Annotated in this window: 18 protein-coding genes and 3 rRNA genes; 19 read left to right on the forward strand and 2 right to left on the reverse strand. The window is 46.1% G+C overall.

Going from position 1 to position 22,972, the window contains the following annotated elements; translation table 11 throughout:
* Positions 1-7 precede the first annotated feature (7 nt).
* The 8 genes from F0220_RS03270 (at position 8) to F0220_RS03305 (ending at position 9,988) form a co-directional block, all read left to right on the forward strand.
* Positions 8-910: an ABC transporter ATP-binding protein gene (locus F0220_RS03270; RefSeq protein ID WP_105601633.1), complete on the forward strand. Its 903-nt coding sequence runs from the start codon at positions 8-10 to the stop codon at positions 908-910.
* Positions 903-2,198, forward strand: coding sequence for an ABC transporter permease (locus F0220_RS03275; protein ID WP_105601392.1), 1,296 nt, complete (start codon positions 903-905; stop codon positions 2,196-2,198). The genes F0220_RS03270 and F0220_RS03275 overlap by 8 nt, the downstream gene beginning before the upstream one ends.
* A gap of 119 nt (positions 2,199-2,317) precedes the next feature.
* Positions 2,318-2,500 carry a hypothetical protein gene (locus F0220_RS03280; RefSeq protein ID WP_091018649.1) on the forward strand — a complete coding sequence of 61 codons (183 nt, stop codon included), beginning with the start codon at positions 2,318-2,320 and terminating at the stop codon, positions 2,498-2,500.
* Positions 2,501-2,633: 133 nt separating this feature from the next.
* Positions 2,634-3,854 carry a TraB/GumN family protein gene (locus F0220_RS03285; RefSeq protein ID WP_105601390.1) on the forward strand — a complete coding sequence of 407 codons (1,221 nt, stop codon included), beginning with the start codon at positions 2,634-2,636 and terminating at the stop codon, positions 3,852-3,854.
* 534 nt (positions 3,855-4,388) lie between these two features.
* Positions 4,389-5,941, forward strand: a 16S ribosomal RNA gene (locus F0220_RS03290).
* Between the two features lie 307 nt (positions 5,942-6,248).
* Positions 6,249-9,176, forward strand: a 23S ribosomal RNA gene (locus F0220_RS03295).
* A 79-nt stretch (positions 9,177-9,255) separates the two neighbouring features.
* Positions 9,256-9,372: ribosomal RNA gene (gene rrf / locus F0220_RS03300) — 5S ribosomal RNA — on the forward strand.
* Together the 16S, 23S and 5S rRNA genes form the textbook arrangement of a ribosomal RNA operon.
* A gap of 262 nt (positions 9,373-9,634) precedes the next feature.
* Entirely contained in the window at positions 9,635-9,988 is a 354-nt protein-coding gene (locus F0220_RS03305; RefSeq protein WP_105602421.1) for a FlxA-like family protein, read from the forward strand.
* A gap of 160 nt (positions 9,989-10,148) precedes the next feature.
* Here F0220_RS03305 and F0220_RS03310 read toward each other — a convergent pair whose 3' ends face one another.
* Positions 10,149-11,504 carry an MATE family efflux transporter gene (locus F0220_RS03310; protein WP_105602420.1) on the reverse strand — a complete coding sequence of 452 codons (1,356 nt, stop codon included), beginning with the start codon at positions 11,502-11,504 and terminating at the stop codon, positions 10,149-10,151.
* Positions 11,505-11,666: 162 nt separating this feature from the next.
* Between F0220_RS03310 and F0220_RS03315 the strand changes: the two genes are divergently transcribed.
* From F0220_RS03315 to F0220_RS03365, 11 genes are all read left to right on the forward strand, one after another.
* Positions 11,667-12,401 (forward strand): class I SAM-dependent methyltransferase, encoded by a 735-nt coding sequence (locus F0220_RS03315; RefSeq protein WP_105602418.1) that lies wholly within the window; start codon positions 11,667-11,669, stop codon positions 12,399-12,401.
* A 228-nt stretch (positions 12,402-12,629) separates the two neighbouring features.
* Positions 12,630-13,208 carry an RNA polymerase sigma factor gene (locus F0220_RS03320; RefSeq protein ID WP_105602417.1) on the forward strand — a complete coding sequence of 193 codons (579 nt, stop codon included), beginning with the start codon at positions 12,630-12,632 and terminating at the stop codon, positions 13,206-13,208.
* Positions 13,205-14,482: a hypothetical protein gene (locus F0220_RS03325; protein ID WP_105602415.1), complete on the forward strand. Its 1,278-nt coding sequence runs from the start codon at positions 13,205-13,207 to the stop codon at positions 14,480-14,482. Before F0220_RS03320 ends, F0220_RS03325 begins: the two co-directional genes overlap by 4 nt.
* Before the next feature lie 59 nt (positions 14,483-14,541).
* Positions 14,542-15,000 carry a 2-thiouracil desulfurase family protein gene (locus F0220_RS03330; protein WP_105602414.1) on the forward strand — a complete coding sequence of 153 codons (459 nt, stop codon included), beginning with the start codon at positions 14,542-14,544 and terminating at the stop codon, positions 14,998-15,000.
* A gap of 195 nt (positions 15,001-15,195) precedes the next feature.
* On the forward strand, positions 15,196-16,941 hold the full coding sequence (locus tag F0220_RS03335) for a methyl-accepting chemotaxis protein (protein WP_149846254.1): 1,746 nt from the start codon (positions 15,196-15,198) through the stop codon (positions 16,939-16,941).
* A gap of 212 nt (positions 16,942-17,153) precedes the next feature.
* Positions 17,154-17,831 (forward strand): NAD(P)H-dependent oxidoreductase, encoded by a 678-nt coding sequence (locus tag F0220_RS03340; protein ID WP_105602411.1) that lies wholly within the window; start codon positions 17,154-17,156, stop codon positions 17,829-17,831.
* Between the two features lie 175 nt (positions 17,832-18,006).
* Complete coding sequence (locus F0220_RS03345) at positions 18,007-18,444, forward strand: MarR family winged helix-turn-helix transcriptional regulator (protein WP_317451995.1); 438 nt, start codon at positions 18,007-18,009, stop codon at positions 18,442-18,444.
* A gap of 175 nt (positions 18,445-18,619) precedes the next feature.
* On the forward strand, positions 18,620-19,201 hold the full coding sequence (locus tag F0220_RS03350; RefSeq protein WP_091018803.1) for an NAD(P)H-dependent oxidoreductase: 582 nt from the start codon (positions 18,620-18,622) through the stop codon (positions 19,199-19,201).
* Positions 19,202-19,315: 114 nt separating this feature from the next.
* Positions 19,316-19,627, forward strand: a complete 312-nt coding sequence (locus tag F0220_RS03355) for an ArsR/SmtB family transcription factor (protein ID WP_017690814.1) — start codon at positions 19,316-19,318, stop codon at positions 19,625-19,627.
* 159 nt (positions 19,628-19,786) lie between these two features.
* Positions 19,787-20,821: an LLM class flavin-dependent oxidoreductase gene (locus tag F0220_RS03360; protein ID WP_105602409.1), complete on the forward strand. Its 1,035-nt coding sequence runs from the start codon at positions 19,787-19,789 to the stop codon at positions 20,819-20,821.
* A 312-nt stretch (positions 20,822-21,133) separates the two neighbouring features.
* Entirely contained in the window at positions 21,134-22,294 is a 1,161-nt protein-coding gene (locus F0220_RS03365; protein ID WP_036614215.1) for an AI-2E family transporter, read from the forward strand.
* Positions 22,295-22,447: 153 nt separating this feature from the next.
* Here the strand turns inward: F0220_RS03365 and F0220_RS03370 are convergent, their stop codons facing one another.
* Positions 22,448-22,819, reverse strand: a complete 372-nt coding sequence (locus tag F0220_RS03370) for an ArsR/SmtB family transcription factor (RefSeq protein ID WP_091018799.1) — start codon at positions 22,817-22,819, stop codon at positions 22,448-22,450.
* Positions 22,820-22,972 lie beyond the last annotated feature (153 nt).

The following is a 22,972-nucleotide window of genomic DNA, read 5'->3' on the forward strand; positions in this document are numbered from 1 at the left end:
ATAAATGATGAACCGATTGGAATTGAAGCAAGTCGTCAAGCAATATGCAGACAAAACAGCCGTTAATGGAGTCACGCTCAATGTAAAAGAGGGGGAGATTTACGGACTGCTCGGTGCCAATGGTGCAGGTAAAACAACAACAATGCGTATGGTGCTTGGACTGATTCACCCTGATGGAGGGAATATCCAGTACAATGGCAAGCCTTATAGCACGGAGCTTCAACAGATTATGGGTTATCTTCCGGAAGAACGTGGATTGTACCCGAAGGTGAAAGTCAGTGAACAGATCAATTATCTGGCACGGCTTCGTGGCATGAATGGTAAGGACGCAGATCAGAGTCTCAAGTACTGGCTGAATCGGTTTGAGGTACCTGAGTATTACGATAAGAAGATCGAGGAGTTATCCAAAGGTAATCAGCAGAAAATGGGCTTTATCGCAGCCGTAGTGCATAGACCGCAGATTCTCATTCTGGATGAAGCGTTCAGTGGACTGGATCCTGTGAACGTGGAATTACTCAAGTCCACCGTCAAAGAATTGCGTGACGAAGGCACGGCCATTCTGTTCTCAACACACCGTATGGAGCACGTTGAGGAGTTGTGTCGTCAGATTACCATTCTGCATCGTTCCAACACGGTGGTACAAGGAGAGATCAAGGAGATCAAAAGCCGGTATCCGCGTGAACAGGTATTCCTGGGTACGATTGGTAGTGTGGAAGGACTCGAGCAATTGTCTGGTGTGAAGAAAGTCGAGCGGAATGAGCGTGGGTACCTGATACATATTAGTCAGGTGGAAGCGGCTCAAGAGATTCTGAGAACAGCCATGACTCAGACGACAGTGGAACACTTTGAACTGAAGGAACCAACGCTTAACCAAATCTTTATTCGTGAGGTAGGTGAGTCGAATGAATAAAATGGGAACGATTACGGGTTTTACATTCAAAAACAAAGTTAAAACGAAATCATTCATGGTAACGACCATTGTACTTGCACTTTTAATTTCAATCGGACTCAATGTTCCGTATTTCATTACTTTATTCAACGGGGGTCCCATTGGCGGAGCTTCCAGCAGCAATCCTGTAAATATCGGTCTTCTGAGTACAGGGCAGCCTGAAGTTTCGGAGAAACTGGAGAGCTTCTCTGCGGCTCAAGGAGATCAGGCCTATCGATTCATTGCCAGTGGTGACAAAGATGAAGCTGCTCTTGCGGCGGATGTGGAAGAAGGACTTACCGATGGTTATCTGAAGTTTGAAGCTGTTTCCGGGCAAGAGTTCCCGCAGCCCATTCTATATTCAGCAGAAGACGTATCACCTCAGATCATTGCATCCATTGAAGCTGCTTTGCAAAGTGTGAAGCTGGATGTGGTTGTGAAGGATGTACTCACAGCGGAGCAGAAGGAACTGATTACAACACCTGTGAAGCTCACCGAGCAAAGTTTGAGTACGGATGAGAGCGGAGCAGGTACTGAGTCTGAAGGTGCAATGAGCCCGATTAATTATATTGTGGTGTACTTGCTGATCATCCTGCTGTTTACCTCAACGATGATGACAGGTAACATGATTGCCTCTGAGATCACAGCTGAGAAGAGCTCGCGTATTATGGAGATTCTCATTACGAGTGTATCCCCGCTCAGTCAGATGTTTGGTAAAATCATCGGGATTTTCATGGTGGGGATGCTGCAAATCGGGATCTTCGGAGCGGTGGTTGCCGGAAATATCTTGCTGCCGCATAACCGTGCAGTATTAGGTGACTTCAATATGAATGTAAGTGATGTGAATATTGCAGTTATTGTGTATGGACTCATATTCTACATTCTGGGTTACTTCCTGTATGCCGTGTTGTTCGCTGCCATTGGCTCAATGGTAAGCCGTACGGAAGAACTGGGTCAGGCTGTTCTGCCGATTACGATGTTGTCGCTTGTTTCCTTCTATATTGCGATCTTCAGTATTTCTACGCCGAACATTCTGTTGTTGAAAATCGCAAGCTTCATCCCATTCACGTCGCCGACCGCGATTCTGGTGCGAATTGGCGCAGGAGTTGCGCCAACTTGGGAGATTCTAACGTCCTTAGCGATTCTCATTGTATCCATTATCATCTTCGGATGGCTTGCAGCCAAAATCTATCGCACAGGTGTGCTGATGTACGGTAAACGTCCGACCTTTAAGGAATTGTTTAAGGCCATGAAGGCTTATAAGATCTAATATAGTTTATTCAGTTCTACGACGACGCTACGCATTGATTTTTTAATGGAAATATAGGTTTCTTACATTGATCCATTACAACTATAAAAGACAAAGCACATATGTGGAGGGGATTAAATATGATTAATCAATTAAATACAAAGTCTTATAAGTTAATGAGCACAGGAGTAGTTGTTCTGTTGTTAGCATCAGTCATAAGTGGAGAAGGTTCTGTAGTGAAGGACGCAGTTCAAGGGGCGATGATGGGAGCTGGAGCTATTTTTGCAGCTGTAGGTCTCTGGATGGCTGGCAGCAAAAAGTAATGAAAAAATAAACAAAAAACAGGTGCTACTCTAAAGATGGGTGGCACCATTTCCACCTTTATCCGTAGTATCTAAGTATGTCCATTCTATCAAAATGATTGGCAACTATATTCAATAAAGGAGAATACATAATATGAAGAATTGGAAACGCACGCTATTATCTCTTACAATCTCGGTAGGTTTGCTCGCATCTGCGGTACCGGCAATGGCAGCTCCTCAGGGAACTTCCGTCAAGGTCAATGATCATGCGGTGAAATATGCTACAGGAGCACCGATCCTGGAGAAAGGTACAACATTAGTTCCACTGCGGACTACGCTGGATGCTATGGACGTGAAGCTAACAACTGCGACAGATGATACGATCACGGCTGTAGTAGATGGCAAAACGATTACACTCAAAAGCAAGCTTACACGGATCAACGGTGTAACGTATGCGCCAATCCGCATCGTCGGTGATGCTGCAGGTTATGAAGTTCGCTGGGATGCTGCAACGCGCACCGTGCTGTTGGTATCCAAAGGGGGAGCAACTGAAACTGCGCAAACCGGTGGACGTGGCTTCATGTGGGAAGTTGAAAGCAATGGCAACACGGTCTATCTGGTAGGGTCCATGCATATTGCTGATGAGAGCTTTTATCCATTACGTCCGGAGTTTGAAGAAGCCTTTGCGGAAGCTGACTATCTCGGGGTGGAGATTGATATTAGCAAAGCCGCTGATGAAGAGCAGCAAAAGCTGGTTCTAAGTCTGGGTTCGTATCAGGATGGAACAACACTGAAAGACCACATTTCCAGTGAAACGTATACTAAGCTGGGTGATGTATTGAAGAAAAATGGTCTCGAGTCTAACGCCTTGGATGCGTTTAAGCCTTGGGTAGTAGAGAGCACACTTGCAAGTTTGAAGTCCACAACGGCAGGATACGAAGCGTCAGCAGGAGTGGATCTGTATTTCATCCAGAAAGCGATCGAGCGCAAACTTCCAGTTATTGAGTTGGAGAGTTATCAATCTCAACTTGGCATGTTTAACGACTTTTCCAAAGAAACACAAGAGGAAACACTTAAAGCGACAATCGAAAACTTCGACGTATTGGATAACAGTGTGAAAGAAATGGCTGAGATGTGGAAAACGGGTAATGACGAGCAATTACTTGAACTGACAAACAGCTTCTCCACTAATGAGGAATATAACAAAGCAATGCTGGTTGATCGTAACATTGGTATGGCGGACAAAATTGATGGTTACTTGAAAAACGGCAAAGGCGAGGAATATTTCATTGTTGTTGGTGCGGCACACTACCTGGGCGATCACGGCATCGTGAAACTGCTTGAGGATAAAGGATATAAAGTAGAACGGAGATAAATATAGATTACTATAGAAGGTAACCCTTTCGTCTCGAATATGAGAGTTGAGAGGGTTGCCTTCTTATATATAGAAGAAAGACAGATTGAATAAATAAGATTAAGCTGCAGGATAATACAATTGATTAAGAGTTATGGTAGGTTGAAGATCCTTAATATGGTTAGATCGTGGTTTTGATATGTTTTGAAATTAACTCTTTACAAGTGTGTGTTCTACATGGTATATTCTATTTCCGGCCAAAAAAACACGAGATACACGGTGCGGCAAGCGGTTGAAATAAGCTTCGAAAGAAACTTAAAAAAAGAGCTTGCAAAGTTGGTTCGGACATGATATTATATAAGAGTTGCTGAAGAGAAAAACATTCGGTAACGAAACAAGTTTGATCTTTGAAAACTGAACAACGAGTGAGTAAACATTCTGCTTGCAGAATGAACGCGAAAGTTGGAAACAAGCCTTGGCTTGGATCGACTGGAGCACAAATGAGATTTTTAATCTCGTCAGATTCAAAATGAGCTTATCGCTCTTTTCAATACTTTATTGGAGAGTTTGATCCTGGCTCAGGACGAACGCTGGCGGCATGCCTAATACATGCAAGTCGAGCGGAGTTGATAGGAAGCTTGCTTCCTTGATACTTAGCGGCGGACGGGTGAGTAACACGTAGGCAACCTGCCCTCAAGTTTGGGACAACTACCGGAAACGGTAGCTAATACCGAATAATTGTTTTCTTCGCCTGAAGGAAACTGGAAAGACGGAGCAATCTGTCACTTGGGGATGGGCCTGCGGCGCATTAGCTAGTTGGTGAGGTAACGGCTCACCAAGGCGACGATGCGTAGCCGACCTGAGAGGGTGATCGGCCACACTGGGACTGAGACACGGCCCAGACTCCTACGGGAGGCAGCAGTAGGGAATCTTCCGCAATGGGCGAAAGCCTGACGGAGCAATGCCGCGTGAGTGATGAAGGTTTTCGGATCGTAAAGCTCTGTTGCCAGGGAAGAACGCTTGGGAGAGTAACTGCTCTCAAGGTGACGGTACCTGAGAAGAAAGCCCCGGCTAACTACGTGCCAGCAGCCGCGGTAATACGTAGGGGGCAAGCGTTGTCCGGAATTATTGGGCGTAAAGCGCGCGCAGGCGGTCATTTAAGTCTGGTGTTTAATCCCGGGGCTCAACCCCGGATCGCACTGGAAACTGGGTGACTTGAGTGCAGAAGAGGAGAGTGGAATTCCACGTGTAGCGGTGAAATGCGTAGATATGTGGAGGAACACCAGTGGCGAAGGCGACTCTCTGGGCTGTAACTGACGCTGAGGCGCGAAAGCGTGGGGAGCAAACAGGATTAGATACCCTGGTAGTCCACGCCGTAAACGATGAGTGCTAGGTGTTAGGGGTTTCGATACCCTTGGTGCCGAAGTTAACACATTAAGCACTCCGCCTGGGGAGTACGGTCGCAAGACTGAAACTCAAAGGAATTGACGGGGACCCGCACAAGCAGTGGAGTATGTGGTTTAATTCGAAGCAACGCGAAGAACCTTACCAGGTCTTGACATCCCTCTGATCGGTACAGAGATGTATCTTTCCTTCGGGACAGAGGAGACAGGTGGTGCATGGTTGTCGTCAGCTCGTGTCGTGAGATGTTGGGTTAAGTCCCGCAACGAGCGCAACCCTTATATTTAGTTGCCAGCACTTCGGGTGGGCACTCTAGATAGACTGCCGGTGACAAACCGGAGGAAGGTGGGGATGACGTCAAATCATCATGCCCCTTATGACCTGGGCTACACACGTACTACAATGGCCGGTACAACGGGCTGCGAAATCGCGAGATGGAGCCAATCCCAACAAAGCCGGTCTCAGTTCGGATTGCAGGCTGCAACTCGCCTGCATGAAGTCGGAATTGCTAGTAATCGCGGATCAGCATGCCGCGGTGAATACGTTCCCGGGTCTTGTACACACCGCCCGTCACACCACGAGAGTTTATAACACCCGAAGTCGGTGGGGTAACCGCAAGGAGCCAGCCGCCGAAGGTGGGATAGATGATTGGGGTGAAGTCGTAACAAGGTAGCCGTATCGGAAGGTGCGGCTGGATCACCTCCTTTCTATGGAGAATCGTTTCCCGAGTGGAAACATTCAAATATGCAGCTTAGCTGCAAAACACTCACTCGTTGCTCAGTTTTGAGAGCTCAAACTCTCAAAACAGCTTGCTTTTGCATGGAGCTTGTTCTTTGAAAACTAGATATCGAAACGAAACAAACGCGAATTAGAACATTCCTTTAAGCTGATCTTGTGTAAACAAGTGAAGTGTTTATAAGGTAGATTGCTGGAGCGAGTGATCGAAATGGAGTGACTTTTGGCTTTGGACGTAGTCCAAAACAAGGGAAGCGACAGCTCGAACACGAGCGCAATGGTTAAGCTACTAAGAGCACACGGAGGATGCCTAGGCGCTAGGAGCCGATGAAGGACGTGGCGAACAACGAAACTGCCTCGGGGAGCTGTAAGCAAGCTTTGATCCGGGGGTGTCCGAATGGGGAAACCCAGCTGGGGTAATTTCCAGTTACTCACAACTGAATACATAGGTTGTGTAGAGGCATACCAGGGGAACTGAAACATCTAAGTACCCTGAGGAAGAGAAAACAATAGTGATTCCGTCAGTAGCGGCGAGCGAACGCGGAGAAGCCCAAACCAGAGAGCTTGCTCTTTGGGGTTGTGGGACGTCTCACATGGAGTTACAAAGGAACCGGTTAAGCGAAGAGGTCTGGAAAGGCCCGCCAAAGAAGGTAAAAGCCCTGTAGTTGAAAGTCTGTTCCCTCCGAGACGGATCCCGAGTAGTGCGGGGCACGTGAAACCCCGTATGAATCCGGCAGGACCATCTGCCAAGGCTAAATACTTCCTAGCGACCGATAGTGAAGCAGTACCGTGAGGGAAAGGTGAAAAGCACCCCGGAAGGGGAGTGAAATAGAACCTGAAACCGTGTGCTTACAAAAAGTCAGAGCCCGTTTTAGGGGTGATGGCGTGCCTTTTGTAGAATGAACCGGCGAGTTACGTTCCCGTGCAAGGTTAAGGTGAAGAGCCGGAGCCGCAGCGAAAGCGAGTCTGAATAGGGCGACATAGTACGTGGACGTAGACCCGAAACCGGGTGATCTACCCCTGTCCAGGGTGAAGGTGCGGTAACACGCACTGGAGGCCCGAACCCACGCATGTTGAAAAATGCGGGGATGAGGTGGGGGTAGCGGAGAAATTCCAATCGAACTCGGAGATAGCTGGTTCTCCCCGAAATAGCTTTAGGGCTAGCCTCGGAAAACAGAGTCGTGGAGGTAGAGCACTGATTGGGTGCGGGGCCCGCAAGGGTTACCAAGCTCAGTCAAACTCCGAATGCCATAGACTTACTTCCGGGAGTCAGACAGTGAGTGCTAAGATCCATTGTCAAAAGGGAAACAGCCCAGACCATCAGCTAAGGTCCCCAAGTGTGTGTTAAGTGGGAAAGGATGTGGAGTTGCACAGACAACCAGGATGTTGGCTTAGAAGCAGCCACCATTGAAAGAGTGCGTAATAGCTCACTGGTCGAGTGACTCTGCGCCGAAAATGTAACGGGGCTAAACACACCACCGAAGCTATGGCTTGATGCTTTGCATCAGGGGTAGGGGAGCGTTGTATAAGGGTTGAAGGTGTACCGTAAGGAGCGCTGGACATTATACAAGTGAGAATGCCGGTATGAGTAACGAAAAGATCAGTGAGAATCTGATCCGCCGAAAGCCTAAGGGTTCCTGAGGAAGGCTCGTCCGCTCAGGGTAAGTCGGGACCTAAGGCGAGGCCGAAAGGCGTAGTCGAAGGACAACAGGTCGAAATTCCTGTACCACCGTAAGCCGTTATGAGCAATGGGGGGACGCAGTAGGGTAGTGACGCGGACTGATGGATGTCCGTCTAAGCAGTAAGGCTGATGTGTAGGCAAATCCGCACATTGTAAGGCTGAGCTGTGATGGGGAGCGAAAATTATAGTAGCGAAGGTCATGATCTCACACTGCCAAGAAAAGCCTCTAGCCAGGTGATGGTGCCCGTACCGCAAACCGACACAGGTAGGCGAGAAGAGTATTCTAAGGCGCGCGGAAGAACTCTCGTTAAGGAACTCGGCAAAATGACCCCGTAACTTCGGGAGAAGGGGTGCCCCGGTAGTGTGAATAGCACGAGGGGGCCGCAGTGAAAAGGCCCAAGCGACTGTTTAGCAAAAACACAGGTCTGTGCGAAGCCGTAAGGCGAAGTATACGGGCTGACGCCTGCCCGGTGCTGGAAGGTTAAGGGGAGTGGTTAGGGAGTAATCCCGAAGCTGTGAACCGAAGCCCCAGTAAACGGCGGCCGTAACTATAACGGTCCTAAGGTAGCGAAATTCCTTGTCAGGTAAATTCTGACCCGCACGAATGGCGTAACGACTTGGGCGCTGTCTCAACGAGAGATCCGGTGAAATTTTAATACCTGTGAAGATGCAGGTTACCCGCGACAAGACGGAAAGACCCCATGGAGCTTTACTGCAGCTTGATATTGAATTTGGGTACGATCTGTACAGGATAGGTGGGAGCCTTTGAAGCATGAGCGCCAGCTTGTGTGGAGGCAACGTTGGGATACCACCCTGATCGTATCTAGGTTCTAACCTGGTACCGTAATCCGGTGCGGGGACAGTGTCAGGTGGGCAGTTTGACTGGGGCGGTCGCCTCCTAAAGAGTAACGGAGGCGCCCAAAGGTTCCCTCAGAATGGTTGGAAATCATTCGAAGAGTGCAAAGGCATAAGGGAGCTTGACTGCGAGACCTACAAGTCGAGCAGGGACGAAAGTCGGGCTTAGTGATCCGGTGGTACCGCATGGAAGGGCCATCGCTCAACGGATAAAAGCTACCCTGGGGATAACAGGCTTATCTCCCCCAAGAGTCCACATCGACGGGGAGGTTTGGCACCTCGATGTCGGCTCATCGCATCCTGGGGCTGAAGTAGGTCCCAAGGGTTGGGCTGTTCGCCCATTAAAGCGGTACGCGAGCTGGGTTCAGAACGTCGTGAGACAGTTCGGTCCCTATCTGTCGTGGGCGTAGGAAATTTGAGAGGAGCTGTCCTTAGTACGAGAGGACCGGGATGGACGTACCGCTGGTGTACCAGTTGTTCCGCCAGGAGCACCGCTGGGTAGCTATGTACGGACGGGATAAACGCTGAAAGCATCTAAGCGTGAAGCCCCCCTCAAGATGAGATTTCCCAGTATGTAAGACCCCTTGAAGACGACGAGGTAGATAGGCTGGGGGTGGAAGTGCAGCAATGCATGGAGCTGACCAGTACTAATCGGTCGAGGGCTTATCCAATAGCAAGTGATAATTCGCATGTTTCGTTTCGAATCTAGTTTTCAGAGAACGATCTCTGAAATGTAAGCACAGCTATGCGTTTGGTGGCGATGGCGGAGGGGTTCCACACGTACCCATCCCGAACACGACCGTTAAGCCCTCTAGCGCCGATGGTACTTGGACCGCAGGGTCCTGGGAGAGTAGGACGCCGCCAAGCAATAGGAAGACACACTTGATGATATCGAGTGTGTCTTTTTTGTTTTTATTTTACACCGGGAAACAACTAACTTTACAGATCAGAGTGCACCAGGACCTACACTGTATGATTAGACTGACTATTGATTAAAGCTGCTATATGTATTTCATCTATTTGAATTCCAGACTCTCATAGCTTCGTTCAGCAACCTTTCAGTTGAATTTAACGTACGTTTCAGTGGGATGGGGTATAGTGAAGCCATGTAAAAACGAGGAGGACCATGATGAATATATCTTCTGCAGCCAGCTCCACAACATCATACATATCGACATCTTCGAGTTCGGACAATTCAAGTAGTTTAGAGAAACAAAAGACGAAGCTTGAGGCTCAACTGGAGAAAGTACAATCGAGCAAGGACGATGAGAAGACTAAGGAGACAAAGACCAAACAGCTTGAACAGCAGATCAAGCAGATTGAGGCGCAGATTGCACAGCAAAGCTCTCAAGGATCCGGTACAGCCGTTGCTAAGGAGGCGCCACCTGCCCAACCTTCAGCCAATGGAAAGGGCATAGCTACCCCTAAGGAAATTGCGAACGCAACAACAGATAGCAATGGTCGATTTGATATACGTATCTAATTGCTTACATCTAGTTTAGGATAAAAACAAGCCCTGCCCGATCTTTATGGATCGTGCAGGGCTTGTTTATGGTTTTTGTTAGATAATTTATAAAGTCTACCTACAATTTATCAACGTTCCATTTATCGTCTATCTGATACCACTATATTATCTGTTAACGTTATTCAGACTGCAACGCGTTGATTCGCTCCGTAAGGGAACGTTTTCTATAGTACAGGGCTATGGTTGCGAGAACCAGCATTTCGGACAGCGGTACGGCAAGCCAGACACCCGTGACACCAAAGAATGAAGGCAGGACTGCAATCAACGCAATCATGATGATCATTTCACGCGCAGCTGTGATCCAAATGGCCATTTTGGCATTACCAACAGATTGGAAATAGGTGCTCATGACAAAGTTAACACCCATAAACACATAGGCAAATGTAAATATACGTAATCCGTAAACGGCATTATCCGTTACGCCACTACTGAAGTTTCCAAAGATTTGCACGAAATAAGGTGCACCGATCTGAACGACAAGCAATAACAATAGACCGGATGCGAGAGCCGTTTTGGTGGCTAACCGTATCGTTTGTTGTACCCGTTTAATCTGATTGGCACCGTGATAATAGCTGATTAGAGGTTGGGCAGCAGACGCCAGACCCAGGAACGCTAACAGTACCACACCATGAATATAGTTCAATACGGTAAAGGATGCTACACCATCCGTACCCGCAATGCGGTCCATGGAGATATTGTGAGAGACAGAGAAGACCGACATGCCAAGTTCAGCCAGAAAGCTGGGGAAACCAATGAGTAGAAGGGAAGCCAGCAGTTTGTTGTTCCATTTGAACCGGGTGAACGTGAGATTATTTGTTTTTTTGAAAAAGTGAGTGAACAGGACAAGCAGCGCAAGAGAAGCCGATACGATAGTACCGATGGCCACACCGCGTACACCCCATTCGAGTACATACAATGTTACATAATTAATGACGATATTGGCCACAGCAAACGTAATCTGAGCGTACATGGACGTGTTGGGATTCCCATCGTTTCGTACAAAGACAGAGAGTGCATTCTCAATGGTGAAAACGAACCCGAACAATAACATGATATTCATATAGTCCGAAGCAAACGGGAAAGTCTCGGCGTTAGCACCGAGGGAGTATACCAGCTTGTCTTTGAACGTAAATGCAGTATATCCAATGGCTATCGTAACTAGCATAATCAGCATAATGGATTTGGTGAAAATTTGTTTGGCTGATGTGATATCTTTTCTACCCATAGCGTTGGAGTACAACGTTGCCCCGCCCATACCAATCCACAGCGACATGGCAACAAAAAGCGTGTAGACAGGTGAGGCAATGCCGATCCCGGCCATCGCGGTAGAACCCAGTTTGTGTCCTACCATAATGCCGTCGATAATAAAATTAAAAGCAACTACCAGCATCCCCAATACAGAAGGCACGAGGTAGCTTATAAAAGCTTTGCCTACAGATTGCCCTTCCAATGGATGCGTCCAATTCGTATTCATAATGACCTCCGTTAGTAAACTGAATGTTCATTCTGTATTTAATAATACTGAACGTTCGTTCTGTATGATAACACGCCATGAATTCTCTTGGCAACTTTTGCGTTTAAATATCGTTTATGTGGTAGAGTAGGTGGATATTTATAAGGCGGGAGGAATCTCTTGATGAAACAAAATAAATACGATGAAGCTGAGTTTTTTAATAAATACAGTAAGATGGCTCGTTCCGTTCAAGGGCTGGATGCAGCGGGGGAGTGGCATGAACTGCAGACTCTTTTGCCTGATTTGAAGGACAAGCGTGTGCTGGATCTGGGATGTGGTTTTGGGTGGCATTGCCGGTATGCGCGTGAACAACAAGCGAGTTCAGTGATCGGTGTAGATTTGTCTGAAAATATGCTTCAGCGCGCTCGTGAAATGACGGACGATCCACAGATCGAGTACAAGCAGCTGGCGATTGAAGATATTGATTTTGCACCGGGACAATTCGACGTTGTGATCAGTTCACTTGCCTTGCATTATATTGAAAGATTAGACAAGGTGTACGCTAAGATCAATGATTGTCTCGTAGAAGGGGGCACATTTGTACTATCCTCCGAACATCCCATCTTCACCGCTCGCGCTGCGCAGGATTGGCATTACGGACCCGAAGGTGAGATCCTGCACTGGCCCGTGGATGATTACCACGATGAAGGGAAGCGTGTGGCGAACTTTCTGAATCAGGACGTGGTCAAATATCATCGCACACTGGCAACACATATAAATGAACTCATTAAGGCAGGGTTTGCTATTCAAAAGGTGGCTGAATCCAAACCATCACCAGAGATGATCGAACAGGTTCCAGGCATGAGAGACGAGAATCGGAGACCTATGTTTTTGATGATTGCTGCGGTTAAAGTATAACGATGAAAATGATACGTTAGACCAGAGAGCAGAAAGAAATGAGGAAGTGGAGCGTTCGCCTAAAAACTTTCTAATAGAGATTTCTAACTAAGCAAACTTGAAGGATCAGTGTGTTCAGTGATATTGAACATGCTGTTTTTTTATTTTGCTACAATAATAAGAAATAATGTCCAAAAGAGGGAACCAAACCACATTAGACTCAGTCATATTAAGTGAGGTGAACAACAGTTGGATGATCAATTACTGGCACAGGCTCAGACTATAGACAATTACACACTTAGCAGCATGATGGATGACTACGGAAACGATGTGTGGAATTACGCTTATTTTCTGACCAAAAATGCCGAACAGGCAGATGAATTGTCACAGGAGGTATTTATTCGGGCGTACTCGGGGATCGCTCATTATCGTGGAGATTGCTCATTGAAAACCTGGCTGTTGACGATTACTAGAAACACCACTTTTACATATCGAAAATCCAGATTTTTTCGTAGCAGTCTGTGGGGAGAGACGTTACCCATTGAGACAGAGCGTGGGGGTTCGAGCCAAAAAGTCATGATTGCAGAGCAGCCTGCACATCCTTCGGCCGAGATGGAAGTGATGCGTAAGGAGCATATCCATGAAATCTGGGATATTGTTCTGGCGTTGCCAAAGAAGTTCCGGGAGATTCTTTTGCTGAATTTGAAATATGATCTTACGACGAGTGAGATTGCTGAGATGTTGAAAATCAGCTCAGGCACAGTAAAATCCAGACTATCCCGAGGTAAGGATAAGGTACGAAAACAATGGGAGGAGCGAAGCAAATGAGACACAAGGATGAGCAATGGGAGAAGGTAATCCGGAAAGGACCGTTTGCGTCGTCTCCTTTTACAGAGGATCACAAGCGAAAGGTGCTTCAACAGGTGGAATGGATGAAGAAGTCGGAAGAGGGAAGCAAGGGAGATAGGTCAGAGGACAATTCCAGATCATCCAGGCCGTATAGACCGCAAGTAGGCAACGAGTCACACAAGCGTCGCCCTAGAAGAGGGCCTCTTGTTGCCGGCACGGGTGCGTTGGTTATTGCTGCTGGATTGTTCCTATGGATCTGGGATGATGGACAGCTGGTGAAACCCGTGATCGAGCAGGTCTATCCGACAGCAGCGTTACAGTTATCCGATGGATTGAACACAAATCTGCTAACCGACATAATGAAAAGAAATGTTGCGACTACGATGCGAGACGATCTCGGTAAACAGCTGAAGATTACGAAAGTGGAAGATTTGCCTGTGTCCGGCAGAATATATGTAGAGGCTGGACATGAAAGTGAGAAGGAATATGCGCAGATATGGCTCGATGCGACAACAGGAAATCTGCGTGAAGTAGGAATGAGACGTGAAATGCAGCCAAGTGAGTTGGAGCACCGTTATTTGCGTCAAGTTCCATCACTATTGCAAAGTATAGGCAGTACTCAAACGCTTAAACCTGTATCAGTCCAGCGTTATGTGAGTATGAAGCAAGGGGAGTCGGAGCCAATATCGCATACGACATTAGCGTTAGAGAATGAGACTGGTTATGGGGAGATTGTATGGCAACAGGACAAGGCTATATCGATCACAGGCGACCTGAGACCTGATCAAATATCCCAGGTAGCGCTGGCGGATGCCAGAAACGCGATTGAGGCTCTGTCTGGTAAAGCCAATCTTGATCTGGTAAGAGCAAGCCGAAGCAAAGATGATGAACTCGGCAAGGATACAGTCTCCTTTTCCTTTAAAGATAACTACTTTGTCCAGATGACCGAAGGAAAAGAGGGCTTGGGTTATACGGTTGGGGATGCCAATCATTATGAGCAAGACTTTGCAGACTGGGAAGAAATAGAGGCTTATTATCATGAACTATATAACATACAGGAGTCTCTTCTTAGAGGAGAAGTAGAACCTATAATTAAAAAAATATTTAAAATGGATCTTCAAGCGTATAAACTTCACCGTAATCCTGATCATCCAGGCATGGTCACATTTGAACTGGAGTCGAGCACAGATGTTTTTCAGGTTGAATACAGGGAAGATGGACGGATCAAGATGATCACAAGAGGCGAGTTATAGGGCTTGATCTTACATGTTACAATTTACTTCATAGATGGAATGAGTATAAGGAGATATCGATGAAATATTTGGTGAGTTCATGTCTGGCCGGAGTAGCTTGCCGTTACAATGGAACAGCGAGCCTGGATGAGAAGATTCAGGAGCTGGTGGAGCAGGAGCAGGCTAAGATGGTTTGCCCGGAGCTGCTTGGCGGATTCTCTATTCCACGGGAACCAGCTGAAATTATCGGTGGAACGGGCAAGGACGTACTGGCAGGCACTGCAAAAGTGATTGAGAAAAGTGGCAAGGATGTCACAGACCTATATATCAAGGGAGCCTATCAGACACTCGAATGGGCGCGAGAATTGAATGTAACGTGTGTGGTACTGAAGGAGTTTAGTCCGTCCTGTGGTACAAAGATGATCTATGATGGGAATTTTGCCAATCACAAGGTAACTGGTGAAGGTGTCACATCAGCATTGCTGCGACAAGAAGGATTTACCGTCATTTCTGAAAATGAATGGATGGAGCAACTATAGGTCGCAAAGATATCGTTTCATATTCACAGAAAAGCCGCTGGAATATATCCTGGCGGCTTTTCTGTTGTCTACCATTATTTTTCTCATTAAATGAATAAAGTCGATTTTCCTGAAATGCTAACAAACAATATGGATACATACGATATAGATATAAGATATATAAGGCTATCTACTATTTAAAGTGGGGGAATAATCATGTCAATTCAGTCTAAGCCAAAATATAAGAAAGGAAATAAACTCAAAAATATAAAATTAACAACAACGATGGTCATTATGACTGTGATTAGTCTAATCGGCTTGTTTACTGTTTTTCTGATTGGGATTTTCGGAATGAACGAAGCAAAAACGGGACAAGGTATCCTCTACAATGACCGTTTCCAGCATCAAACCAATGTCCTTGAATTGAAAAGTGATTTCTATAATATGCGTGCCAATTATACAAAGGTTCTTGATAATGCAGAGTATACCGACAAACAGTACGATCAAGTTCAGAAAGGTAAGAAGAGTATCACGGATGGCATGAATGAATTTTCAGCAAGAAACTTGGATACCAAAGAAAAAGAGATATTTGCAGATTTGGTAGCAAAGATGGATACATATTATCAGGATATTGAGCAAATCATGGATACCAAAAAGATGTCGGGCACCTACGATAGTGAGGAGAGAGGAAGAATTAACACAAGCAGTACAGCGATTGTGGAGACGATCACCCTTTTGAGTGCGTATAACGAAGAAGAGTCTGCCAAGCTCTATGCGGATACACAGGAAGTAATTCAGCAGCGAGCATTGGTGCTCGGTTCGGTTCTTTTGCTTTCACTTGCAGCACTCATTCTTATTTCATTTGTAGTGATTCGCAGTATACGTCAACGAATGAAAGCTATCACCCGTTATTGTGAAGAAATAACACAAGGCAACTTAATGGCATCCTTAGATCCGCGTCTAACACAGGGAAATAATGAGATAAGTGTCATCGCACGGGCTATTCGTACAATGACCGATTCCACAACAAATGTCATTCGTGGTGTAATTCAGGAATCTCATCATATCAACCAGGTTAGCGATCTTACCAACCAGAACATGGCTGGTCTGAATGAACGGATTCGTGAAGTATCAGCTACAGTTGAAGAGCTCTCGGCTGCAATGGAAGAGGCTTCAGCCCATACGGAAAATATGAATCATTCGGCTGCTGAGATGCAACAGGGAGCTGAATATATATCGGAACAGACATCTAAACAAGCAGAATCCGCCTATGTGACCAGCACAAAGGCTGAAAAGTTGAAGCAGGAAGCCCGCGAATCGAGCCGAGCAGCCATAGACATGTATGATCATACGAGTAAGAAAATGTCAGAAGCGCTGGAACGTGCAACAGCTGTAGATCAGATTGGTATATTATCCCAGTCTATTTTGGATGTTACAGCGCAGACTAATCTGCTTGCACTCAATGCATCTATAGAAGCTGCAAGAGCTGGGGAAGCAGGCAGAGGTTTTGCGGTTGTAGCAAGCGAGATTCGGAAGTTGGCTGATGATTCCAGACAGGCTGCCGATCAAATCCAACAGGTCACGGAAGAAGTTATGCAGTCTGTAACCAATCTGTCCTCGAATGCCAAAGAGTTGCTATCCTTTATGTTCAATCAGGTTGGCAAAGATTATAAATTATTGGAGGATACAGCTGAACAGTATTATGTCGACTCCCTTGATCATGCCAATGCAGTTAAAGATCTCAATGCAACCTCACAACAAGTGACTGCAAATATCAAAATACTAGTGGGCTCCATTCACGAGATTGCATCAGCCAGTGAACAATCAGCCGCATCCAGTCAAGAAATCGCAGGACATATGGTCGCCTCTACTGCGCAATCTGTGGAAGTAGTTAAACAATCTGATCAAGTCAAGGATAGTGCATTAAATCTGAATAAGCTGGTTCAAGATTTCAAGATTTAAAAGGAAAAGAGTCGTAGATAATCTACTAGGGCATGTAAGTGTCCTGGTGGATTATCGCTGTCTCTCATCCAATACTTACTTTTATAAACCAAGAAACAATAATGTGCGTACTTTTAATTTATGCGTATAGAACCTAAACTAATACTTGAGATGAAACAACTTAAACATTATTGTTCAACATAAAAAAATATATAAAAAGGACGTGGAGCTCCATGGAAGTTACAGCAAAGTCAAAGACAAAGGAAGACATCTTAAAGGCTTATCATTTCCGGCATGCAACAAAGATATTTGATGATACCCGCAAAATCTCGGATGAGGATTTCCAATTTATATTGGAAACAGGCAGATTATCCCCAAGTTCCATTGGTCTTGAACCGTGGAAGTTTCTGATTGTACAAAATCCGAACCTGCGTAAGCGTCTGTCCGAAGTCTCTTCCGGTGCTCAAAAGCAATTGGCTACAGCGAGCCACTTTGTTGTTATTTTGGCTCGGTCCGATGCCAGTTATAATTCTCCCTATGCGGAATACATGTTGAAGGAAACAAAGGGAATGCCGGACGACGTATTTGAGCTAACAAGTCAGGCTTATGGAAAGTTCCAAAATAACCAGAGAATTCTGGAGAATCCACGATCATTATTTGACTGGGCATCCAAACAGACTTATATTGCACTTGGTAACATGATGACGGCGGCAGCTCAAATTGAGATTGATTCCTGCCCAATTGAAGGTTTCAGCCGTGAGGATGTCCATCGGATTATGGAAGAAGAGGGTTTGCTGGAGGATGGTGCATGGGACGTCTCGGTGATGGCAGCCTTCGGTTATCGGGTAGAGGAGCCCCAACGTGAGAAGTCCAGACAATCCGTTGAGAAAATTACCCAATGGATTAACTGAATACAGCATGAACTCAATATGAATCAAAAATGATGATCTAAGATCTAAAATCTAACTTACATTATAGGACAGGATCATAACAGAATCGAAACAGCCCGATATTTTCCACATGTTAAAAGGATGGAAAGGGCTGTTTTTTTTATAAAAAAAAAAACTTGAAAATACATAGATGTCTATGTATAATGAGGTCATGCCAAAATATAACGCCATTGCACTGATTGCAAGAATCAGAGATCATGTCAACAAACGGATTGTACACGAATTGGAACAGCATGAAGTGACAGGCATTGTACCTTCTCATGGGGATGTGTTGATGTTCTTGTACCGTGAAGAGACGCTGTCGATCAAGATGTTGGCTGAACGTGTTCAACGCACGCAACCAACGGTAACGGTACTGGTCAACAAGCTGGAGAAGCTTGGCTATGTTGAACGCAGCAAGAGTGCCGAAGATAGCCGAGTGACGATGATTCGCCTAACCGAACAGGGGAAGCGACTCGAACCGATCTTTCATCAGGTATCAGAGCAGATTAATGACATCATCTATAGTGGCTTGTCCGATGAACAGTCGGAGCAATTGGAGAGCTTGCTGTCCATTATTGTCCGAAAGTTATAATGAATGAACTCTTCTGTCTGCAACCCTTCCACATTCGAATGGGGTGGAGACAGGGGAGCCCAAATATTTTTTTGACCATATACATAGATATCTATGTATATGAAACGTATCAAGCGTATCAATGTAACCCCATTTCCACAACCTAACTCAAACCAAACCTGGAGGGATTCACACTATGAAACATCTTATCGTATATGCTCACCCACGCACAGACAGCCTTAATAATGCAATCCTCATTACTACTGTAGAAGCTCTCGAAGCTCAAGGTCATGAAGTGGTTGTTCGTGACTTATATAAGCTTGGATTCCAACCCGTACTGACTGAAGATGATACAGCTTCCATGCGCGCAGGGCAGACACCACAGGATATCGCTACAGAGCAGCAGTTTGTTACGGATGCAGAAGCTATTACATTCATCTATCCGATCTGGTGGACAGGTCTTCCTGCCATTATGAAAGGATATGTGGACCGTGTATTCGCCTATGGTTTTGCATATGCAGCGGGTGAAGCGGGAATTGAGAAATTGCTGACAGGCAAAAAAGGACTCATCATCAACACACATGGTACACCAAGTGAAATTTATGATCAGATTGGCATGACTGCTGGATTGAAAATAACTTCAGACGTAGGTATCTTCGATTTTGTAGGCATTGAAGCCGTAGATCATCTGCTCTTTGGAAGTATTGGATATCTGGATGCACCCGCATATCAAGCCATGTTGGATCAGGTTAAACAAACGGTTACAACCAAGTTCTAATATGGATGTTGATTCTAAATTTGGATTCCATATGATTCCAGACCGACTCAATCATGAGTCGGTTTGTTTGTTCATGTGTTTGCAAAATGGATGAAAGGGGGTATAATCGTACCCATGGAACCTATACTTATATTCAAAGCGTTATCGAACGAGACACGTAGACAAATCCTGTTGTGGCTCAAAAACCCGGAGCAACACTTTCCACCGCTGGAACTATCTCAGCATCCGGATGGTGGCAAGAACGGAATCTGTGTTGGCACGATTCAACTGAAGGCTGGACTGGCTCAGTCGGTTATATCCAGTTATCTGCTGACTATGCTCAAGGCAGGATTGTTGCTCTCCGAGCGAAGAGGACAATGGACGTATTATCGGCGCAACGAGGAGACGATCCGTCAGTTTGCCGAGTACGTGCAGAACGAGTTATAAGCCGGATGCCGGAACGGAAGCTAGGATGCACTTGCAGGCAGGGATTCCGTCCGGATGTAAACGGCTAGTTTATCATCACATCACCATATCCAGTTGCGATTTAATTAATCTATATATCTGGATATACAAAAATATAATCATCGAGGAGATTAAACGATAATGACTACAGAAAATACGGCTTCATCCCATAAAGAACACATCAATGACGTTAAGCTTTCCATCCTGGATCTGGCTCCTGTCGTAGTGGGTGCAACACCTGCTGATGCTTTGCGCAACAGCCTGGATCTGGCACAGCATGCTGAGCGTTGGGGATATCACCGTTACTGGGTAGCTGAACATCACAACATGCCGGGTATTGCTTCATCCGCAACTTCGGTTGTTATTGGATATCTGGCTGGTGGAACCAAAACGATTCGTCTGGGTTCAGGAGGCATCATGTTGCCTAACCATGCACCGCTTGTCATCGCTGAGCAGTTCGGCACACTGGAATCCTTGTATCCTGGCAGAATTGATCTGGGACTGGGTCGCGCACCAGGTAGTGACCGCCGTACATCGCTTGCACTGCGCAAAGATCTGAACAGTGGGGAAGATTTCCCTGAGCTGTTGGCAGAACTAAGAGCATACTTTGATGCTTCGGCGACATCTTATCATGCGCCTGTTCGCGCAGTTCCTGGAGAAGGATTGAATATTCCAATTTACCTCTTGGGGTCCAGTGATTTCAGTGCACGTCTGGCAGGTCAGCTGGGATTGCCGTTTGCTTTTGCCAGCCACTTCTCGCCCGATTATACCCGGATTGCATTAGAGACGTATCGAAACAACTTCCAACCATCAGAAAGCTTGAAGGAGCCACATGTGATTGTTGGTGTCAATGCTGTTGTTGCGGATACAGACGAAGAAGCAGCATGGCTGGGTACAACGATGCAACAGCAGTTCCTGAACATTATTCGTGGCACAACGGGATTGGTACAGCCTCCGGCAGAGATGGAAGACAAATGGACGGATCGTGAGAAAGCTGGTGTTGAGCAGACACTGAAAGCAGCTGTGAATGGTTCGCCAGAAACGGTACGTGGACAGCTGGAATCCTTCATCCGGCAGACGCAGGCAGATGAGCTGATTATTACGTCGATGATCTATGATCATAAGGCACGTCTGCATTCCTATGAGTTAATCGCACAATTGGCGGGAAGAGCCTAATCTCCATTTTCAGCGTTAAAGCTGGCTTAATGGAAGGCTAGAGCTATAAATTTACGGTTCGTCTCCCAGTGAGGCGAGCCGTTTTTGAATAGGGAGAATTTGCAAATGATTCGTGTGGGGCAGAAGACTCATTTTGGGGTAAAATGACTTTATCGGTTTAATTTGAAACGGTTAATCGGCACCATACGTATAAATCCAGAGTGTTATACATATGTTGGCTTGTACAAGGTACTTTTTTATTCGTGTGTGGGGCATTTATCTAGCTTTATAGTTTAGTTTTGATTAAGCGTCATAAGAGAGGACGACACGCCTATGGAGCAACCTGAGCAACCCCGCGTTTGGCCGGAGCGGTTCAAGCGATTTTTTCTTAACAACAAGTTTGTGCTATTTCTGCTGATTCTGCTGTTGGTGGGACTGAACGTGATGGTTCTGACCAAAGTATCCTTTGTTCTTCATCCGCTCGCAGTACTCATCAAGACGATTGTGTTACCGATCATTCTGTCAGGCATACTCTATTATCTGCTGAATCCGATTGTGGATGTGATGGAGAGGTGGAAAATTAAGCGCGGCTGGTCCATTCTGATCCTGTATCTTGCAATTGGAGGCATTCTGACGGTCGTTGTGCTGGCAGTCATTCCAGTTGTACGTAACCAGATTGTAGGACTAATTGAAAACTTTCCAACGTACAGTGAGACGGTAAAACAGCAGTTTGAGGAGCTTACGGGCAGTAAATTGTTCGGTCAGTTCCAGGAAACGGTGAACCTGAATTCGCAGGACTGGTGGGGAACAATCTCCCAAAAGGCTACTGAAATTCTGAACTCGACCTGGACCAAATTGGGCGGGTTCCTCGGAGCCTTCACGGAGACCGTGTTGTCTATCGTAACGGTTCCGTTTATCCTGTTCTATTTGCTGAAAGACGGCAAGAAGCTGCCAGCGAAAATTCTGTCTTTCCTGCCGATCAAGAGCCGTACGGGCGCAATGCATGTACTGGAAGACATCAATCACCAGATCAGTTCATTCATTCGTGGACAGATTATCGTCAGCTTCTGCATCGGTATCTTGCTCTACATCGGTTATATGGTCATTGGTCTGGATTATGCACTGATTCTTGCAATTATCGCATCATTCACGAGTGTTGTTCCGTATCTGGGACCAGCAATTGCGATTACACCTGCGTTGATCGTGGCACTCGTCACTTCGCCGGTGATGCTGTTGAAGATGGTTGCCGTATGGACGATTGTGCAGTTAATCGAAGGTAAATTCATCTCACCACAGATCATGGGCAAAACGTTGAAGATCCATCCCATCACGATTATCTTTGTCATCCTGACTTCAGGTAATCTGTTTGGAGTCGTAGGCATTTTGCTCGCTGTTCCAGGATACGCAGTGCTGAAAGTATGTGTATCACATATCTTCAACTGGTTCAAGGACAGATCCGGCTTGTACGATCCAAACAAGAACAATCTTTTATAACCGAAGTGGCATGCTCTCCAACTGATCGGTAATCGGAAGGAATAGTCACTTTGCATTCTGTATAAAACGGTACCCTTACCTAGAAGAACCCCCGTCCATCGGCATACAGCCGAGAGGCGGGGGTTCTTCTGCATGAACAAGCTTGGCTGCTGCCTAGCTGTGTTTAATATGTTGGAGTGTTTGCAGGAAAATCTGCTCAATATGAGCATCATCCAGAGAGTAGTACACGGTCTTGCCTTCCTTGCGCCGCTTGACGATCCGCATGTTGCGGAGTGAACGCAGCTGGTGTGAAATGGCCGACTGTCCCATGTCGAGCAGAACCGTCAGGTCATGAACACATAATTCCTTCTGTAACAGCGCATCAATAATACGTAGACGTGTGGGGTCGCTGAATGCCTTGAACCAATCTGCCATCTCGGAAGACGTCTCCCGATCCATGAGTGAAGTGCGAATCGTCTGCACGTCGGCTTCAGTACCCGAGCAGGCTGCATCACATTCGCTTGGTGCTTTAACCGGTTGTTCCATTTCCTATCACCGCCTATGTTAACAACTATAGCTCTATTATATCCAAAACACGCCTAAAGCGAAATGATTACTATTAGCATAATCTGTATGAAAAATCAACAACGATTGTTGACACTCATGTTTAGGCGTGCATATAATAGGGGTAACTAAACA

This window comes from Paenibacillus sp. 37 (assembly GCF_008386395.1).
GTDB classification, from domain to species: domain Bacteria; phylum Bacillota; class Bacilli; order Paenibacillales; family Paenibacillaceae; genus Paenibacillus; species Paenibacillus amylolyticus_B.

Bases quoted from the DNA above. Each gene is read 5' to 3' on its own strand.
- F0220_RS03270 (WP_105601633.1), top strand. From the start codon at position 8: ATGAACCGATTGGAATTGAAGCAAGTCGTCAAGCAATATGCAGACAAA.
- F0220_RS03275 (WP_105601392.1), top strand. From the start codon at position 903: ATGAATAAAATGGGAACGATTACGGGTTTTACATTCAAAAACAAAGTT.
- F0220_RS03280 (WP_091018649.1), top strand. From the start codon at position 2,318: ATGATTAATCAATTAAATACAAAGTCTTATAAGTTAATGAGCACAGGA.
- F0220_RS03285 (WP_105601390.1), top strand. From the start codon at position 2,634: ATGAAGAATTGGAAACGCACGCTATTATCTCTTACAATCTCGGTAGGT.
- F0220_RS03305 (WP_105602421.1), top strand. From the start codon at position 9,635: ATGAATATATCTTCTGCAGCCAGCTCCACAACATCATACATATCGACA.
- F0220_RS03310 (WP_105602420.1), bottom strand. From the start codon at position 11,504: ATGAATACGAATTGGACGCATCCATTGGAAGGGCAATCTGTAGGCAAA.
- F0220_RS03315 (WP_105602418.1), top strand. From the start codon at position 11,667: ATGAAACAAAATAAATACGATGAAGCTGAGTTTTTTAATAAATACAGT.
- F0220_RS03325 (WP_105602415.1), top strand. From the start codon at position 13,205: ATGAGACACAAGGATGAGCAATGGGAGAAGGTAATCCGGAAAGGACCG.
- F0220_RS03330 (WP_105602414.1), top strand. From the start codon at position 14,542: ATGAAATATTTGGTGAGTTCATGTCTGGCCGGAGTAGCTTGCCGTTAC.
- F0220_RS03335 (WP_149846254.1), top strand. From the start codon at position 15,196: ATGTCAATTCAGTCTAAGCCAAAATATAAGAAAGGAAATAAACTCAAA.
- F0220_RS03340 (WP_105602411.1), top strand. From the start codon at position 17,154: ATGGAAGTTACAGCAAAGTCAAAGACAAAGGAAGACATCTTAAAGGCT.
- F0220_RS03345 (WP_317451995.1), top strand. From the start codon at position 18,007: ATGTATAATGAGGTCATGCCAAAATATAACGCCATTGCACTGATTGCA.
- F0220_RS03350 (WP_091018803.1), top strand. From the start codon at position 18,620: ATGAAACATCTTATCGTATATGCTCACCCACGCACAGACAGCCTTAAT.
- F0220_RS03355 (WP_017690814.1), top strand. From the start codon at position 19,316: ATGGAACCTATACTTATATTCAAAGCGTTATCGAACGAGACACGTAGA.
- F0220_RS03360 (WP_105602409.1), top strand. From the start codon at position 19,787: ATGACTACAGAAAATACGGCTTCATCCCATAAAGAACACATCAATGAC.
- F0220_RS03365 (WP_036614215.1), top strand. From the start codon at position 21,134: ATGGAGCAACCTGAGCAACCCCGCGTTTGGCCGGAGCGGTTCAAGCGA.
- F0220_RS03370 (WP_091018799.1), bottom strand. From the start codon at position 22,819: ATGGAACAACCGGTTAAAGCACCAAGCGAATGTGATGCAGCCTGCTCG.